Raw genomic sequence first — 16199 nt, forward strand, 5'->3', positions numbered from 1 at the left:
GGACGCTATGGATATTTTTATCTCGAAAAAGATGCGTAATTTCATTCTGCTGGCGCAAACCAATAACATCGCCAGAGCGGCAGAAAAAATACATATGACCGCATCGCCCTTCGGTAAAAGCATTGCTGCACTGGAAGATCAAATCGGCTATACGCTGTTTACCCGCAAAGATAACAACATCAGCCTGAATAAAGCAGGACAAGAGCTGTATCAGAAGCTGTTTCCCGTTTATCAGCGTCTCTCTGCCATTGATAACGAAATCCATAACGCCTCTCGCCGCTCGCGGGAAATTGTTATCGGCATCGACAATACCTACCCAACGATTATTTTTGACCAGTTGATTAGCCTTGGTGACAAGTATGACGGTGTGACGGCTCAGGCCGTTGAATTCAGCGAGAATGGGGTGATTGATAACCTGTTCGATCGCAAACTGGATTTTATTATCTCGCCGCAGCACGTTTCCCCCCGCGTGCAGGAGCTGGAAAATCTGGCGATCAGCGAACTGCCTCCGCTGCGTCTGGGGTTTCTCGTTTCCCGACGCTATGAAGAAAAACAGCCGCAGGATCTGCTGCGCGAGCTGCCCTGGCTGCAAATGCGCTTCCAGAATCGCGCCAACTTTGAGGCGATGCTGGATGCATACATGCGACCCTGCGGGATCAACCCGACGATTATCTATCGTCCGTACAGCTTTATGGCGAAGATTAGCGCGGTGGAGCGCGGGCAGTTTTTGACGGTGATCCCTCACTTCGCCTGGCGGCTGGTGAACCCGTCGACGCTGAAATATTTCGACGCGCCCGGCAGTCCCATGTATATGCAGGAGTTTCTTTATTCGCTGAAAAATCATCGCTATACCGCCACCATGCTCCAGCATATTGCTGAAGATCGTGACGGTAGTGCAAGTTAACCTAGCATCGAGCCTGTTTCGAGAAGGTTGCGATGCAGATCGAACGCATGGCTGAGATCGTGATGGATATGCCCGCCGGGTGCTTTCTCCAGATAGCGGTGCAAGTAATCTTTGTAAAGCGGATGCGCACAGTTATTGATAATTGTGTGCGCCCGCTGCATCGGAGATAACCCACGCAGATCGGCAATCCCTTGTTCGGTCACGATCACTTTAACGCTATGTTCACTGTGGTCGACATGGCTGCACATCGGTACGATGGTTGAGATTTTCCCGCCTTTGGCAATCGACGGCGCCATAAAGATAGACAGGTAGGCGTTGCGCTCGAAGTCCCCGCTGCCGCCGATGCCATTCATCAGGTTCACCCCCGCAACGTGCGTGGAATTGGCATGACCGTAGATATCAAACTCCAGACCGACGTTGAGCGCAATAACCCCCAGCCGACGAATGATTTCCGGGTTATTGGAGATCTCCTGCGGGCGCAACACAATCCGGCTGGCGAAGAAGTCCATGTTGTCGTAAATCTTCTGTAGCGACGGGGCTGAAATGGTCAGGCTGGAGGCGCTGGCACCGGTTATCTTGCCCGTTTCCAGCAGATGCACCACCGACTCCTGCAACACCTCCGAATACATCATAAAGGGCGGGATATCCGGGTTCTCGCCCAGTCGAGCCATTACCGCGTTGTTGATATTGCCCACCCCGCTTTGTAAGGGCAGAAACTCAGCTGGAATGCGTTTGTGCGCCATTTCTGCCAGCAGAAAAGAGACTACGTTATCGGCAATTTGTTGGCTGACCGGATTGGTTTTATCCGATGCATTTCCTGCATCGGGCAGTTCGGTATCTACCACCGCAACCACCTTTTTGGGGTCTATCTGTACGCACTGACTGCCTACGCGATCCATGGTATGAAAAATGGGTACGCTGTTACGCCGCGGCGGCGCACCGGGTATCACGATGTCGGCAAACTCCGCCACACGCGGATTATGGTAATGATTCAATTCAATGATCACTTTTTTCGCCCGCAGCAGCCAGGTGGGGGCATTACCGATACCGCTGGACAGCCAAATCCGGCCATCCGGCGCGATGGCTGAGGCTTCAATGACGGCAACATCGATCTCGCCAAAAAAGCCGTAATTAACCATTTGCGCCACTTCGCTCAAATGGAGATCGACAAACCTCACCTGGCCCTGATTAATTTTGTCGCGCAGGCCCGATGACGTTTGATAAGGCGCACGCCAGGAAACGGCATCCGCCGCGGATAGTACGTCATCAGCGGCGGCGCCAATTGATGCTCCGGTCAGCAGGCGGATCTGAAAAGGCTGTCCGTTCTGATGCTGTTCGCAGGCACGTTGGGCAATTGCGGTGGGTAACGCTTTTGGCGAACCCGCGGGGGTAAAGCCGCTAAACGCCACCATATCATCGTGCTGGATAATTTCTGCCGCCTGTTCGGCGCTCATCCGTTTCATGGCCGTCTCCTTCCTCAGACGTGATTAATGGCCGACAAAATTAGGTTTACGTTTTTCCATAAACGCGTTCATCCCTTCCTGATAATCCTCGCTGTCGTACACCGCGCGGCGCATGCCCTGAATGCGCTCGAACTCATCGGAATTCATGGTGTGCGCTTCACCCAGCACGCGCAGCTCTTCTTTAATGACGGCGATCGCCAGCGGCGCTTTCTCCGAGATGTGGTGCGCCATTTGCAGAGTGAAATCCTCCAGTTCGTCTACAGGAACCACATGGTTGAGGATCCCGACGGCCATCGCACGCTGAGCGGTAATCGGTGAGGCGGTAAAGATCAGCTCTTTCACGATGTGAAAACCGGCGTCGCGAGTCAGGTTGTGGATGCCGACCAGGTTATACGGCACGCCGAGGTTGACCGGGGTCATCGAGAAGGTGGATGTTTCAGCGGCGATGATCAGATCGGAACTCATGATCATCTCAAATGCGCCGCCCCAGACGCTGCCTTCAACCATAGAGATCACCGGTTTTGGATATTTTTGGATCATGCGGGTTATCTGACGCAGCGGATCGTCATAGGAGAGCGGATCGCGACGTCCGGTCGGGAGTTCATGAATATCATGCCCGGCGGAGAAAACTTTGGCTCCACTCGGAGCGCGCAGAATGATGCAGCGAATGTCCGCACGATTGAGATCGCTCAGCGCCTGCATCAGATCGTCAATAAACACTTTACTCAGGGCATTGAGCTTGCGGGCGTAATTGAACTCAATAACCGCGACTTTCTGGATGATGACCACGTTGACGTATTGATAAGACATAATGTTCTCTTTATTGAAAGTAATGATGCTGGATAAATTCGCTGATGTGCCGCAGACCGGTGCGCGGCGACAGATCGTTATTTTTGACAGCCTGCAGCGTCTGCTGGAAATAGCGGTCGAAATCAGTCCGCGCAAACAGCAGATGTAGGGCTTCTTCTTCAGCCTGCTGGTGTAACCAGTCCACCGCCTGCTGCTGGCGGACTTTTTCCAGTCGACCGCTGGCAGTAAGGCACGTTTTAAAGTCGGTTATCGCCTGCCAGACCTCCTCAATACCGCGTTTTTCCAGGGCGCTACAGGTCAGAACCAGCGGCTGCCACTCGTCATATTTACGGCGCAGAATATGCAGGGCGGATTCGTACATATGACGGGCGATGGCCACGCTGGCATGGTTCTCGCCGTCGTCCTTATTGATGACGACCAGATCCGCCATTTCCATCAGACCTTTTTTGATGCCTTGCAAGTCGTCGCCACCGCCAGCGATTTGCAGGGAGATAAAGCAATCCACCATGCCTGCGACTTCGGTTTCTGACTGCCCAACGCCGACGGTTTCTACAATCACCACGTCAAAGCCAGCCGCTTCGCACAACAGCATTAATTCGCGGGCGCGCTGGCTGGCTCCGCCTAAATGACCGCTGGAAGGGACCGGGCGAATAAACGCAGATTCGGCGCGAGACAGCTCCGTCATGCGGGTTTTATCGCCAAGAATGCTGCCGCCGCTGACCGGGCTGCTGGGATCGACGGCGATCACCGCCACCCGTAATCCGTGACGGATTAACAGCATGCCGAATGCTTCCAGAAAGGTGCTTTTGCCCGCGCCCGGCGTACCGGTTATCCCCAAACGCAGGGCGTTACCGGTGAACGGCATAATTGCGTCCAGCAACTGCGTACTCAGCGGCTGGTGGCGCGGGTGGCTGCTTTCGACCAGCGTCATCGCCTGGGCGAGCGTAGCCCGTTCGCCAATTCGCAAGCGGCGGACGGTATCCTCAAGCGTGGCGGCGTTAATCATGATGCTGACTGATACGGGTTAACACATCGCGGACGCTGTCGAGCATTGGCGTGCCGGGGCCATAAATGGCAGCCACACCATGCTCGTGCAGGAAGGCGTAATCCTGTGGCGGAATAACGCCTCCTGCTACCACGCAGATATCTTCACGCCCCCATTTTTTGAGCGCGGTAACCAGTTCCGGGATCAGCGTTTTATGACCTGCCGCCAGTGACGATGCGCCTATTACATGCACATCGTTTTCTACCGCCAGACGGGCGATCTCTTCTGGTGTGGAGAACATCGGACTGAGATCGACATCGAAGCCGAGATCGGAGTAGGCGCTGGCGATCACTTTCGCGCCGCGATCGTGACCATCCTGGCCCATCTTAGCGATCAGGATCCTCGGTCGGCGACCATTTTCCGCGAGGAACTGTTCGGTTTGCGCAACGATGGCGTCGAACTCATCGGCGGATTTGTCGGACTGGTGATAGCTTTGCGCAATCACGCCGGTGACGCACTGGCTGGGAACCAGATAGCGGTCAAAAGCGGTTTCCAGCGCGTCGGAGATCTCACCAAGCGTGGCGCGAACGCGGGCGGCGTTAACGGCGGCGGCCAGCAGATTTTCATTATGCTGCGCGGCGTGGGTCAGCGCCGCGAGCGCGGCATTGACGGCATCTGTGTCACGAGTTGCGCGGATATGCTGCAACGAGGCAATTTGCTCGTTGCGTACCTTCACGTTGTCGATTTCCAGTACCGACGTTTCGTCTTCTTTATCCAGCTTGTACTTATTCACGCCGACGATAACGCGTTTACCCTGGTCGATCAGCGACTGCTCGCGCGCGGAAGCTTCTTCGATCATCCGTTTAGGGAGCCCGGCTTCGATCGCTTTCGCCATGCCGCCTGCCTCATCAATTTGTTTGATGATCGTGCGCGCCTGCTTCACTATTTGATCGGTGAGCGACTCGACGTAATACGATCCGGCCAGCGGATCGACGGTGCGGCAGATCTCTGACTCTTCCTGAATGATGATCTGTGTATTACGCGCGATGCGGGCGGAGAAATCGGTGGGTAGCCCGAGCGCCTCATCAAAGGCGTTGGTATGCAGAGACTGGGTGCCGCCAAGCGTAGCGCCGAGCGCTTCAATGGTCGTGCGGATCACGTTGTTGTAAGGATCCTGCTCGGTCAGACTCCAGCCGGAGGTCTGGCAGTGGGTACGCAGAGCGAGAGATTTCGGGTTGTTTGCGCCAAAACCGCTGACTGCTTCGCTCCACAAATAGCGAGCCGCGCGCAGCATGGCGACGTTCATAAACAGATCCATGCCGATGCCGAAGAAGAATGACAGGCGCGGCGCGAAGTCATCAATTTTCAGCCCGGCAGACAACGCGGCTTTGATGTACTCAATGCCGTCAGCCAGCGTAAACGCCACCTGCTGGACGCAGTTCGCCCCGGCTTCCCCCATGTGATAACCGCTGATACTGATGGTGTTATAGCGCGGCATATTGGCGGAACACCAGGCGATGATGTCGGCGATGATGCGCATTGAAGGTTTTGGCGGGTAAATGTAGGTGTTGCGGCACAGGTACTCTTTCAGAATATCGTTCTGAATGGTCCCGGTGAGTTGCTCCGGCGTTACGCCTTGTTCTTCTGCAGCGACGATATAAAACGCCAGTACCGGCAGCACCGCGCCGTTCATGGTCATTGATACCGACATCTTATCCAGCGGAATCTGGTCGAACAGCACCTTCATATCTTCGACAGTATCGATCGCCACGCCCGCTTTGCCGACGTCGCCTGCCACGCGCGGGTTGTCAGAGTCATAGCCGCGATGGGTGGCAAGGTCAAAGGCGACGGAAAGTCCTTTTTGCCCGGCGGCGAGGTTGCGGCGGTAAAAGGCGTTGGACTCTTTGGCGGTAGAGAAACCAGCGTACTGGCGAATGGTCCACGGCTGCGCGGTATACATGGTGGCGCGTGGGCCACGCACGTAAGGCGGTAGGCCGGGAAGAGTGCCCGTGACTTCCAGATTATCGAGGTCCGCTTCAGTGTACAGCGGCTTGATGGCAATTCCTTCCGCCGTCTGTCTTTCCAGCGATTCGACGGTTTTTTCCCGTCGACTGAGTTCTTTATTAGCGAGTGTTTGCCACTCCTGCACGTTTGCCATTTTTTGCTCCGTATTACGCAATAAGTTGAATCTTTGCGGATACGGTGAGCTTTTTCATTTGGCTTGTCGCCAGCAAAAAATAGCCAACAGGGCGTCGTTTTTTGCCGCATGGCGTGTTTGATTTTGTGATTTATTTCAAAGACGTGGCGGGAATAGCATGAATAGAGGGTAAAGGCTTGTCGGCCGGATAAGGCGTTACGCCGCCATCCGGCACTCTGGAGCAATAAACGGTTTAATCCTGACGCAACACCTTGTGCCCGTATTCCAGCAGCGCGTCGGTAACGTTGCGCATCATGCGGCTTTCCGGTGCAAAACGGTGCCAGTACAGCATCCGACGCTGGAACAGACCTGGCGTTAAGTCGATCAGCTCGCCGCTTTCCAGCTCTTTCTCAATCTGTAAGTGCGGGATCATGCAGCAGGTGGTGCCCTGACGGGCCAACTGGACGAAGGCTTCAGACGAGTTAACGATGTGGCACGGCACGCTGCCCGGCGGCAGGTCGAAGTTTTGTTGCAGGAACGCCTGGTGCATATCATCAAGATGGTCAAACGCTACCGCCGGGGCTTTCAGCAGGGCGGAGCGGGTGACGCCGTTAGGGAAATAACGTTCGGCAAAAGGTTTGGAGCCAACAAACAGGTAGTCCAGCGCGCCAAGTTTATCTACCAGACAGCTTGGCAGCGCCTGATGTTGGATACTCACCGCACCGACCACTTCACCACGACGCAGACGTTCCTGGGTGCGCGTTTCATCCTCAACCTGCAGGTTCAGCCGAATCGGTGAATTGGCCAGTACCGGGGCTAACGCCGGAAGCAACCAGGTCGCCAGACTGTCGGCGTTCACTGCCAGTGAGAGCAGCAGCGGCGTCGATCCGGTTTGTTCATCACCCAGCCACTCGTCTTCCAGCAGTTCAACCTGACGCAAAAGCGCCAGTAGTTTCTGCCCCTGTTCGGTTGGGCGTGGTGGTACGGTACGCACCAGCAGCGGTTGTCCGAACATATTCTCAAGCTGTTTTATGCGCTGTGAAACCGCGGATTGCGTGATGCACAGCTTTTGCGCCGCGCGCTCAAATCCTCGTTCACGAATAACCGCATCCAGTGCTTGTAGTGTTCTGTAGTCCGGACGTTTCATTGCTTTGACGCACTCCTGAAAATTTTGCTTGTTCTGCACTATGACACAAATTTAGGTTGGGTAAAGACGAAATCCGCCGCTTGCGAGCGGGTGTGGGGACATTTTTCTGCACAATGTTCTATAATGCGCGTGAATTTTCCCACCATATTCACACCACAGGCGAAACGATCATGACGCAGGATGAACTGAAAAAAGCAGTAGGATGGGCGGCACTTCAGTATGTACAGCCCGGTACCATTGTGGGCGTAGGTACAGGTTCAACAGCCGCACACTTTATTGATGCGCTGGGCACAATGAAAGGTCAGATTGAAGGTGCTGTGTCCAGTTCGGACGCTTCAACCGAAAAACTCAAAAGCCTTGGCATCCACGTGTTCGATCTTAACGAAGTTGATAGTCTCGGCGTATACGTTGACGGCGCGGATGAAATCAACGGCCATATGCAGATGATCAAGGGCGGCGGTGCAGCGTTGACCCGTGAAAAAATCATTGCTTCCGTGGCGAAGAAATTTATCTGCATCGCGGATGCGTCCAAAGAAGTCGACATTCTCGGCAACTTCCCGCTGCCGGTTGAAGTGATCCCAATGGCGCGCAGCGCTGTGGCTCGCCAGTTGGTGAAGCTGGGCGGTCGTCCTGAATATCGTCAGGGCGTAGTGACGGACAACGGCAACGTGATCCTTGATGTACACGGTCTGGAGATCCTTGACGCCGTGGCCATGGAAAACGCCATCAATGCGATTCCGGGTGTGGTAACCGTCGGTCTGTTTGCCAACCGTGGTGCGGATGTCGCGCTGATCGGTACCCCAGACGGCGTGAAAACTATCGTAAAATGATCTGATGGGAGTGTCTTCTCCCGTTAAAAAAATTTTGGCAGGGCAAATTTGGTGACTTGTGTCACGTTTATAATATTGTCCTGCCGATCTCTCCAAAGAAAAAGTTATCGCCAGTATTTTCCTCTGACATTTCTCTCTGAATGACATTTCTTCAGCACGGCGACGCAAACGTTCATATTGCCGCAATATTATTTTTTGATATGTTGAAGAGGCGGATGAAAATCCCACACACAACACATCAGTTTGAACAAAAAAAGACAGGGTCGGGGAAATGGCAAAGGTATCACTGGAGAAAGATAAGATTAAATTTCTGCTGGTAGAAGGCGTGCATCAAAAAGCACTCGAAAGCCTTCGTGCAGCAGGTTATACCAACATCGAGTTTCACAAAGGTGCTCTGGACACTGAACAACTGAAAGAGTCCATCCGTGATGCCCACTTCATTGGCCTGCGATCCCGTACCCATCTGACTGAAGATGTGATTGACGCCGCAGAGAAACTGGTCGCGATTGGCTGCTTCTGTATCGGCACCAACCAGGTTGATCTGACCGCTGCGGCAAAGCGCGGGATCCCCGTGTTTAACGCGCCATTCTCTAACACGCGTTCCGTTGCGGAACTGGTGATTGGCGAACTGCTTCTCCTGCTACGCGGTGTACCCGAAGCGAACGCCAAAGCACACCGCGGCGTGTGGAACAAACTGGCTACCGGCTCCTTTGAAGCGCGTGGCAAAAAACTGGGGATCATCGGCTACGGCCACATTGGTACTCAGCTAGGCATTCTGGCGGAATCGCTGGGGATGCATGTCTATTTCTATGATATAGAAAATAAACTCCCACTCGGCAACGCCACGCAGGTGCAGCATCTTTCCGACCTGCTCAATATGAGCGACGTGGTCAGTTTGCACGTACCGGAAAATGCCTCCACCAAAAATCTGATGGGCGCGCGTGAGATTGCGTTGATGAAACCAGGCGCGCTGCTGATTAACGCCGCACGTGGTACGGTTGTTGATATTCCTGCGCTGTGCGACGCGTTAGCGACCAAGCACCTGGCAGGGGCGGCAATCGACGTATTCCCAACCGAGCCGGCAACCAACAGCGATCCTTTCACTTCGCCGCTGTGTGATTTCGACAACGTGATCCTGACGCCGCACATTGGTGGTTCAACGCTGGAAGCGCAGGAAAACATCGGTCTGGAAGTGGCTGGGAAACTGACCAAGTATTCCGATAACGGCTCTACGCTGTCTGCAGTTAACTTCCCGGAAGTTTCGCTGCCGCTACACGGCGGTCGTCGTCTGATGCACATTCACGAAAACCGTCCGGGCGTACTGACCGCGCTGAACCAGATTTTTGCCGAGCAGGGCGTCAACATTGCCGCACAGTATCTGCAGACTTCCGCACAGGTAGGTTACGTGGTTATTGATATTGAAGCGGATGAAGATGTGGCAGAGAAAGCGTTGCTGGCGATGAAAGCCCTCCCGGGTACCATTCGTGCTCGTCTGCTGTACTGATTTCCTCTACATGGGCAGGCAGTTGACCTGCCCATCTTTCCTCTGATTATCCTGCCTTACTATCTCTTTGTGTAACGCATACATTCCGTTTTCGATCTTTGCCGCAATTGGTAATTAAAGGCTGCGCTCTGCGTTGTACATCAATAAAAGGAATTTACGATAGGGGCTCAGCATCGTGCTGAAACGGGAAAGCCCCTACCGAAGCAGGGGCTTTAAAAAGGAAAGGGACGATGATGAGATACGTCATCATGCTGCTGATCCTGTTAATCATCGCTTCGCCAGCATATTAACAGAGAGTACGCAGGAGGGAGGTTCGCCTCCCTCACCCTTCACCGAGAAAGTTAGTTTAAAAAAACGGCGCTGTCAATCGACAAAAAAGCTACCATTCCCATACTTTTGACGGCGTCACCACCGCAGGCAGCGGGATATCCCATTCTTCGACAGGCAGCTTTTCAACTCGCTGACAATCGTGCGCGTAGCCTACGGGCTGGATCTTATGCTGCTGCCAGTTTTGTAACGTGCGGTCATAAAATCCGCCGCCCATGCCCAGGCGTTGCCCATATTCATCAAACGCCACTAACGGCGTAATCAGTACATCCAGCTGTGGCAGCGGTAATACGTCACGTACATCAAGTCGTGGTTCCTGGATCTTTAAGCGATTGGTTACCAGGTCGCTATGCGGATGATAGTGCAGGAACAGCAAATTACCGGCGCTGAAGGGATGAAGAACCGGAAGATAAACGCGCTTGCCCGCTCGCCACAGCTGATCTATTAGCGGCTGGGTATCGAGTTCGCCATCGAACGAGAGGAATACTGCCACCGTATGAGCGAGTACAACAGGGGGAAAGCTGAGCATTCGGGTCGCGGCTTGCTGACCGTATTGTCGTTGCTGTTCGGAGGTAAGCGCACGACGACGCTGCCGAATCAGTTGACGAATTTCTTGCCGGGATAAAGGGAGTTCAGAAAGTAATGTCATGGCTGTTGCCAGGTAGAAGGGAATCTCCGAGATGCCGCCGCAGGCTGTAACCCTTGAACCCTTGGTTCAAGGTGAATGTGTCGTCACAGTTTTAAGGCTTCTCGGACGGGCCGAGCATGCTCACCAACCGTGGAGCGCCACATTCTTGTGGTATGAAATATCGGCTCAGGGGACTGGCCCGCTTGCAAACATCTCAGAGAAATTTTGTCTTCACGGTCACTCTACCACAGTAAACCGAAAAGTGTTATTCAAAGTTTTGGCCCGTTTTTTCGGTTATGCGACCCTGATCAAGCAACGCCTGTTCGATGGTCTGTTGTAGCATCCGAATACGTTGTTCCATGCTCGCCGCGTACTCACGCGTCTTCGCTTTTTCCTGAGTTAATTCATAGCTGATGTTCAACGCGGCGATGAAAACCAACTGCTCAGTATTTGTGACTCTAGTGCGAACTTTCAGATCTTGCAATCGCTGATTGAGATCGTCCGCAGCCTGATTCAACGCATCCCTTTGTTCAGGCGGGCAATTCACTCGCAGTGAACGGCCAAATATTTGGATATCGACGGGTTGTGCAGACATGCCACCTTCCTGCTGATTGACTGCGCTGCCTTCGTCTCCAGACCGTGGGTCCGCGAAGGGGCGACACTATAGCTACCCTGGTATCAAGATACAAGCCCTTTTCTGGTCCACCAGGGTCCAAAGTGGTAGCATACCATGAATATTCCTCCCTTTGATGACGAATGCTTATGTCTATACAGAACGAAATGCCTGGTTACAACGAAGTTAGCCAGTTTTTGAACCAACAAGGGGCTGGATTAACCCCGGCCGAAATGCACGGCTTGATAAGCGGAATGATTTGTGGTGGAAACAACGACAGCTCATGGCAGCCGCTGTTGCACGACCTGACGAACGAAGGCCTGGCCTTTGGTCACGAGCTGGCTCAGGCGCTGCTGAAAATGCACTCTGCCACCAGCGATGCCCTCGAAGACGACGGCTTCCTTTTTCAGCTTTATCTGCCTGAAGGGGATGACGTCAGCGTGTTCGATCGCGCCGATGCGCTGGCGGGATGGGTAAACCACTTTTTGCTGGGTCTTGGCGTCACGCAGCCGAAGCTCGACAAAGTAACCGGCGAAACCGGGGAAGCGATTGACGACCTGCGCAATATCGCGCAGTTAGGGTATGACGAAGACGAAGATCAGGAAGAGCTGGAAATGTCGCTCGAAGAGATCATCGAATACGTGCGCGTAGCCGCTTTGCTGTGTCATGACACGTTTACGCGTCAGCAGCCGACTGCGCCGGAAGTTCGTAAACCGACTCTGCACTAAGAACGAAACGCAAAGGAGAGTGTGATGAGCGAGATATCTCAGCAAGAATTCCAGCGTCGTCGCCAGGCTTTACTGGCACAAATGCAGCCCGGCAGCGCCGCGCTGATTTTTGCCGCGCCTGAAGCGACGCGCAGCGCGGACAGTGAATACCCGTACCGCCAAAGCAGTGATTTCTGGTACTTCACCGGTTTTAACGAACCTGAAGCCGTGCTGGTGCTGATTAAAAGCGATGACACTCATAACCATAGCGTTTTGTTCAATCGGGTTCGCGATCTGACGGCGGAGATCTGGTTTGGTCGCCGTCTGGGCCAGGATGCTGCCCCGGCAAAACTTGGCGTTGACCGGGCGCTGGCCTTCAGTGAAATCAACCAACAGCTGCACCTGTTGCTCAATGGCCTGGACGCGGTGTACCACGCACAGGGCGAATATGCCTGGGCCGACGAGATTGTGTGCACGGCGCTGGATAAACTGCGTAAAGGCTCCAGACAAAATCTGCACGCACCTGCCGCGATTATCGACTGGCGTCCAATGGTGCATGAGATGCGCCTGTTCAAATCACCGGAAGAGATTGCGGTCATGCGTCGTGCCGGAGAAATCACCGCGCTGGCGCATACCCGTGCGATGGAAAAATGCCGTCCGGGAATGTTTGAATACCAGTTAGAAGGGGAGATTCACCACGAATTTACCCGCCATGGTGCGCGTTATCCGTCCTATAACACGATTGTCGGCAGCGGTGAAAACGGCTGTATCCTGCATTACACCGAAAATGAAAGTGAAATGCGCGATGGCGATTTGGTGCTGATCGACGCTGGCTGTGAATACAAAGGCTATGCGGGCGACATTACGCGTACCTTTCCGGTAAATGGTAAATTTACCCCAGCACAGCGTGAAATCTACGATATCGTGCTGGAATCCTTAGAGACCAGCCTGCGTCTGTATCGTCCCGGAACGTCCATTCAGGAAGTCACTGGCGAAGTGGTGCGCATCATGATTACGGGTCTGGTGAAACTCGGTATTTTGCACGGTGATGTCGATCAGTTGATTACCGAAAATGCACATCGCCCATTCTTTATGCATGGTCTAAGCCACTGGCTTGGGCTGGATGTGCACGACGTCGGCGTTTATGGTCAGGACCGCTCACGTATTCTTGAGCCGGGAATGGTGCTCACCGTCGAGCCGGGACTGTATATCGCGCCAGACGCCGATGTACCGCCGGCTTATCGTGGTATCGGCATTCGTATTGAGGATGACATCCTCATCACCGAGGACGGCAATGAAAACCTGACCGCCAGCGTAGTGAAGAAAGCGGATGACATTGAAGCCTTAATGGCTGCGGCGCGACTGCAATGAGCGTGATTATCGTTGGTGGTGGTATGGTTGGCGCGACGCTGGCGTTGGCCATTTCTCAGCTCAGCCATGGGACTCTGCCGGTTCATCTGATAGAAGCGAGCGAACCTGAAACTGACCGCCATCCCGGGTTTGATGCCAGGGCGATCGCTCTGGCGGCAGGAACCTGCCAACAGCTGGCGCGAATTGGCGTATGGCAGGCGATTGCCGATTGCGCAACGGCCATTAAAACGGTTCACGTCAGCGATCGCGGTCATGCCGGATTTGTGACGCTGGATGCGCAGGAATACCGTATTCCGGCTCTGGGCCAGGTGGTAGAACTGCACGACGTCGGGCTGCGTCTGTTTGCGCTGCTGCGCAAAGCTCCGGGCGTCACATTGCACTGCCCCGACCGCGTAGCTAGCGTGTCGCGCACGCAGGAGCGCGTTGAAGTAACGCTGGAAAATGGCGAAATAATTGATGGTCGCCTGCTGGTGGCCGCCGACGGTACGCGCTCCGCACTGGCTACCGCCTGCGGTGTTGACTGGCTGCAACAGCCTTATGAGCAACTGGCGGTAATTGCCAACGTCACGACCTCTGTACCGCACGACGGTCGAGCGTTTGAACGCTTCACGCAATATGGTCCGCTGGCAATGCTGCCGATGTCTGACGGTCGCTGCTCGTTGGTGTGGTGCCATCCGCTGGAGCAGCGTGATGAGATTATGGCCTGGTCTGACGAACAGTTTTGCCGTGAACTACAAACCGCTTTTGGCTGGCGACTGGGACGTATTACCCAGGCCGGTAAACGCAGCGCCTATCCGCTTTCGTTAACTACAGCGCTGAAGGCGATTACCCATCGTACCGTGCTGGTAGGGAACGCCGCCCAGACGCTGCATCCCATTGCCGGGCAAGGTTTCAACCTGGGCCTGCGTGACGTAATGAGCCTGGCTGAGACGTTGACGCAGGCGGAAAACGGCGCGGAAGATGTGGGTGATTATGCGGTGCTGGCACGCTATCAGCAGCGCCGCGAAAGCGATCGTAATACGACGATTGGTGTGACCAATAATTTAGTGTATTTGTTTGCCAATCACTGGGCCCCGCTGGTTGTTGGGCGTAATGCCGGGCTGATGGCGATGGAATTATTCACCCCTGCGCGCGATGCGCTGGCGGAGCGGACCCTGGGCTGGGTTGCGCGCTAAATATAACCTGTAGGCCGAATTAAAGAAGTAGGCCTGATAAGCGCAGCGCCATCAGGTAATGTCGCGGAATTGATGCCGGATGGCGGCTTTGCCTTATCCGGCCTACGGTTTTTGATTGTCCTATTTTCAGGAGCAAACAGTGCAAAGTGTTGATGTAGCAATTGTTGGTGGCGGCATGGTAGGACTGGCGGTTGCCTGCGGCTTACAGGGCAGCGGGTTGCGCGTTGCTGTATTAGAACAACATGTTCCGCAGCCGTTGGCGGCGGATGCACCTCCTCAGCTTCGTGTTTCGGCCATTAATGCCGCCAGCGAAAAACTGCTTACCCGTCTTGGCGTCTGGTCCGACATTGTTGCCCGTCGCGCTTGCTGCTACCACGGCATGGAAGTCTGGGACAAAGACAGCTTTGGACGTATTGCGTTTGATGACCAGAGCATGGGCTATAGCCATTTGGGGCACATTGTCGAAAACTCAGAGATTCATTATGCGCTGTGGCAAAAGGCGCAGCGTTCAGCGGATATTACGCTGATGGCACCCGCTGAATTACAGCAGGTGGCCTGGGGTGAGAACGAAGCATTTCTGACCCTGAAAGATGGCGCAATGCTGACGGCCCGCCTGGTCGTCGGTGCTGATGGTGCTAACTCCTGGCTGCGCAACAAAGCGGATATTCCGCTCACCTTCTGGGATTATCGTCATCATGCGCTGGTGGCGACTATCCGTACGCAGGAAGCGCACGGTGCGGTTGCGCGTCAGGCGTTTCACGGCGAGGGGATCCTGGCATTCCTGCCCCTCAGCGATCCACACCTGTGTTCTATCGTCTGGTCGCTCTCGCCGCAGGAAGCAGAACGTATGCAGCAGGCAAGCGTTGACGAGTTTAATCAGGCGCTGAATATCGCTTTTGATAATCGTCTGGGGCTGTGCAGCCTTGAAAGCGAACGTCAGGCGTTTCCGCTGACGGGACGTTATGCCCGTCATTTCGCCGCCCATCGTCTGGCGCTGGTGGGGGATGCGGCGCATACCATCCACCCGCTGGCGGGTCAGGGGGTTAACCTTGGCTTTATGGATGCGGCGGAGCTGATCGATGAACTTAAGCGGCTACAGCGTCAGGGTAAAGATATTGGGCAGTATCTCTATTTACGCCGCTACGAACGCAGCCGTAAGCACAGCGCAGCGCTGATGCTGGCAGGGATGCAGGGTTTCCGTGAACTGTTTGCAGGCGAGAATCCGGCGAAAAAACTGCTACGCGATATTGGGCTGAAACTGGCCGATACCCTCCCGGGCGTAAAACCACAACTCATCCGTCAGGCGATGGGACTGAACGATCTTCCCGAGTGGTTACGTTAGTGTCCGTAAGGACAATCTTAAGAGTTTGAGACCCGTCACACTTTCCTCTCCCGGCCTGCGCGCCGGGGTTCTTCTCTCATTTGAAATAATCTAATTCCACGCCTTTTTTCGCATTAGTTTTTTTAATATCACGTTTTTTTCATAACGCCATTTTTGACATTTTTTCCACATTTAATGTTGATTGGTGCTGTAAGTTTGCGCTTATCTTTGTTTGTTATTCTGATTTATTACTACATATATGGAGTTTTATTCTGTT

At 54.2% G+C, this 16199-nt stretch carries 14 protein-coding genes and 1 other RNA gene; 7 read left to right on the top strand and 8 right to left on the bottom strand.

Annotation, left to right across the window (positions count from 1 at the left end):
* The first annotated feature begins 7 nt into the window (after positions 1-7).
* Complete coding sequence (srsR, locus tag OGV57_RS10310) at positions 8-904, top strand: LysR family transcriptional regulator SrsR (protein ID WP_003026999.1); 897 nt, start codon at positions 8-10, stop codon at positions 902-904.
* On the opposite strand, the gene scpC is transcribed toward srsR, so the two are convergent.
* From scpC to argP, 5 genes are all read right to left on the bottom strand, one after another.
* Positions 901-2367: a succinyl-CoA:acetate CoA-transferase ScpC gene (gene scpC / locus OGV57_RS10315; RefSeq protein WP_054528771.1), complete on the bottom strand. Its 1467-nt coding sequence runs from the start codon at positions 2365-2367 to the stop codon at positions 901-903. The genes srsR and scpC overlap by 4 nt on opposite strands.
* A gap of 24 nt (positions 2368-2391) precedes the next feature.
* Positions 2392-3177 carry a methylmalonyl-CoA decarboxylase gene (scpB, locus tag OGV57_RS10320; RefSeq protein WP_003026994.1) on the bottom strand — a complete coding sequence of 262 codons (786 nt, stop codon included), beginning with the start codon at positions 3175-3177 and terminating at the stop codon, positions 2392-2394.
* A gap of 10 nt (positions 3178-3187) precedes the next feature.
* Entirely contained in the window at positions 3188-4183 is a 996-nt protein-coding gene (gene meaB, locus OGV57_RS10325) for a methylmalonyl Co-A mutase-associated GTPase MeaB (protein ID WP_016150957.1), read from the bottom strand.
* Positions 4176-6320: a methylmalonyl-CoA mutase gene (gene scpA / locus OGV57_RS10330; RefSeq protein WP_003838245.1), complete on the bottom strand. Its 2145-nt coding sequence runs from the start codon at positions 6318-6320 to the stop codon at positions 4176-4178. Before scpA ends, meaB begins: the two co-directional genes overlap by 8 nt.
* A gap of 232 nt (positions 6321-6552) precedes the next feature.
* Positions 6553-7446 (bottom strand): DNA-binding transcriptional regulator ArgP, encoded by an 894-nt coding sequence (gene argP / locus OGV57_RS10335; protein WP_003026988.1) that lies wholly within the window; start codon positions 7444-7446, stop codon positions 6553-6555.
* A gap of 170 nt (positions 7447-7616) precedes the next feature.
* Here argP and rpiA point away from each other — a divergent pair, with 170 nt between their 5' ends.
* The gene (gene rpiA / locus OGV57_RS10340; protein ID WP_003026986.1) at positions 7617-8276 is read left to right on the top strand and encodes a ribose-5-phosphate isomerase RpiA; all 660 of its coding nucleotides are present in this window, start codon (positions 7617-7619) and stop codon (positions 8274-8276) included.
* A gap of 271 nt (positions 8277-8547) precedes the next feature.
* The gene (serA, locus tag OGV57_RS10345) at positions 8548-9780 is read left to right on the top strand and encodes a phosphoglycerate dehydrogenase (RefSeq protein WP_003026984.1); all 1233 of its coding nucleotides are present in this window, start codon (positions 8548-8550) and stop codon (positions 9778-9780) included.
* Between the two features lie 379 nt (positions 9781-10159).
* On the opposite strand, the gene OGV57_RS10350 is transcribed toward serA, so the two are convergent.
* The 3 genes from OGV57_RS10350 to zapA all read right to left on the bottom strand — a co-directional run bounded on the left by OGV57_RS10350 (position 10160) and on the right by zapA (position 11330).
* Positions 10160-10756 carry a 5-formyltetrahydrofolate cyclo-ligase gene (locus OGV57_RS10350; protein WP_054528770.1) on the bottom strand — a complete coding sequence of 199 codons (597 nt, stop codon included), beginning with the start codon at positions 10754-10756 and terminating at the stop codon, positions 10160-10162.
* A gap of 19 nt (positions 10757-10775) precedes the next feature.
* A non-coding RNA gene (gene ssrS, locus OGV57_RS10355) (6S RNA) lies at positions 10776-10959 on the bottom strand.
* A 41-nt stretch (positions 10960-11000) separates the two neighbouring features.
* Positions 11001-11330, bottom strand: a complete 330-nt coding sequence (zapA, locus tag OGV57_RS10360; RefSeq protein WP_003026980.1) for a cell division protein ZapA — start codon at positions 11328-11330, stop codon at positions 11001-11003.
* A 167-nt stretch (positions 11331-11497) separates the two neighbouring features.
* On the opposite strand from zapA, the gene OGV57_RS10365 reads away from it, so the two are divergent.
* The 4 genes from OGV57_RS10365 (at position 11498) to ubiI (ending at position 15943) form a co-directional block, all read left to right on the top strand.
* Positions 11498-12076 carry a YecA/YgfB family protein gene (locus OGV57_RS10365; RefSeq protein ID WP_003026978.1) on the top strand — a complete coding sequence of 193 codons (579 nt, stop codon included), beginning with the start codon at positions 11498-11500 and terminating at the stop codon, positions 12074-12076.
* A 24-nt stretch (positions 12077-12100) separates the two neighbouring features.
* On the top strand, positions 12101-13426 hold the full coding sequence (pepP, locus tag OGV57_RS10370) for a Xaa-Pro aminopeptidase (protein ID WP_003846386.1): 1326 nt from the start codon (positions 12101-12103) through the stop codon (positions 13424-13426).
* Positions 13423-14601 (top strand): 2-octaprenyl-6-methoxyphenyl hydroxylase, encoded by a 1179-nt coding sequence (ubiH, locus tag OGV57_RS10375; RefSeq protein WP_054528769.1) that lies wholly within the window; start codon positions 13423-13425, stop codon positions 14599-14601. The genes pepP and ubiH overlap by 4 nt, the downstream gene beginning before the upstream one ends.
* A 139-nt stretch (positions 14602-14740) precedes the next feature.
* On the top strand, positions 14741-15943 hold the full coding sequence (gene ubiI, locus OGV57_RS10380; protein WP_054528768.1) for an FAD-dependent 2-octaprenylphenol hydroxylase: 1203 nt from the start codon (positions 14741-14743) through the stop codon (positions 15941-15943).
* The last annotated feature ends 256 nt before the right edge of the window (positions 15944-16199 follow it).

The sequence above is a fragment of the Citrobacter sp. Cf087 genome, assembly GCF_030334285.1.
In the GTDB taxonomy this organism is placed as follows: Bacteria; Pseudomonadota; Gammaproteobacteria; order Enterobacterales; family Enterobacteriaceae; genus Citrobacter; species Citrobacter freundii.

Coding starts and splice junctions, on each gene's coding strand:
- srsR (WP_003026999.1), top strand. CDS start 8: ATGGATATTTTTATCTCGAAAAAGATGCGTAATTTCATTCTGCTGGCG.
- scpC (WP_054528771.1), bottom strand. CDS start 2,367: ATGAAACGGATGAGCGCCGAACAGGCGGCAGAAATTATCCAGCACGAT.
- scpB (WP_003026994.1), bottom strand. CDS start 3,177: ATGTCTTATCAATACGTCAACGTGGTCATCATCCAGAAAGTCGCGGTT.
- meaB (WP_016150957.1), bottom strand. CDS start 4,183: ATGATTAACGCCGCCACGCTTGAGGATACCGTCCGCCGCTTGCGAATT.
- scpA (WP_003838245.1), bottom strand. CDS start 6,320: ATGGCAAACGTGCAGGAGTGGCAAACACTCGCTAATAAAGAACTCAGT.
- argP (WP_003026988.1), bottom strand. CDS start 7,446: ATGAAACGTCCGGACTACAGAACACTACAAGCACTGGATGCGGTTATT.
- rpiA (WP_003026986.1), top strand. CDS start 7,617: ATGACGCAGGATGAACTGAAAAAAGCAGTAGGATGGGCGGCACTTCAG.
- serA (WP_003026984.1), top strand. CDS start 8,548: ATGGCAAAGGTATCACTGGAGAAAGATAAGATTAAATTTCTGCTGGTA.
- OGV57_RS10350 (WP_054528770.1), bottom strand. CDS start 10,756: ATGACATTACTTTCTGAACTCCCTTTATCCCGGCAAGAAATTCGTCAA.
- zapA (WP_003026980.1), bottom strand. CDS start 11,330: ATGTCTGCACAACCCGTCGATATCCAAATATTTGGCCGTTCACTGCGA.
- OGV57_RS10365 (WP_003026978.1), top strand. CDS start 11,498: ATGTCTATACAGAACGAAATGCCTGGTTACAACGAAGTTAGCCAGTTT.
- pepP (WP_003846386.1), top strand. CDS start 12,101: ATGAGCGAGATATCTCAGCAAGAATTCCAGCGTCGTCGCCAGGCTTTA.
- ubiH (WP_054528769.1), top strand. CDS start 13,423: ATGAGCGTGATTATCGTTGGTGGTGGTATGGTTGGCGCGACGCTGGCG.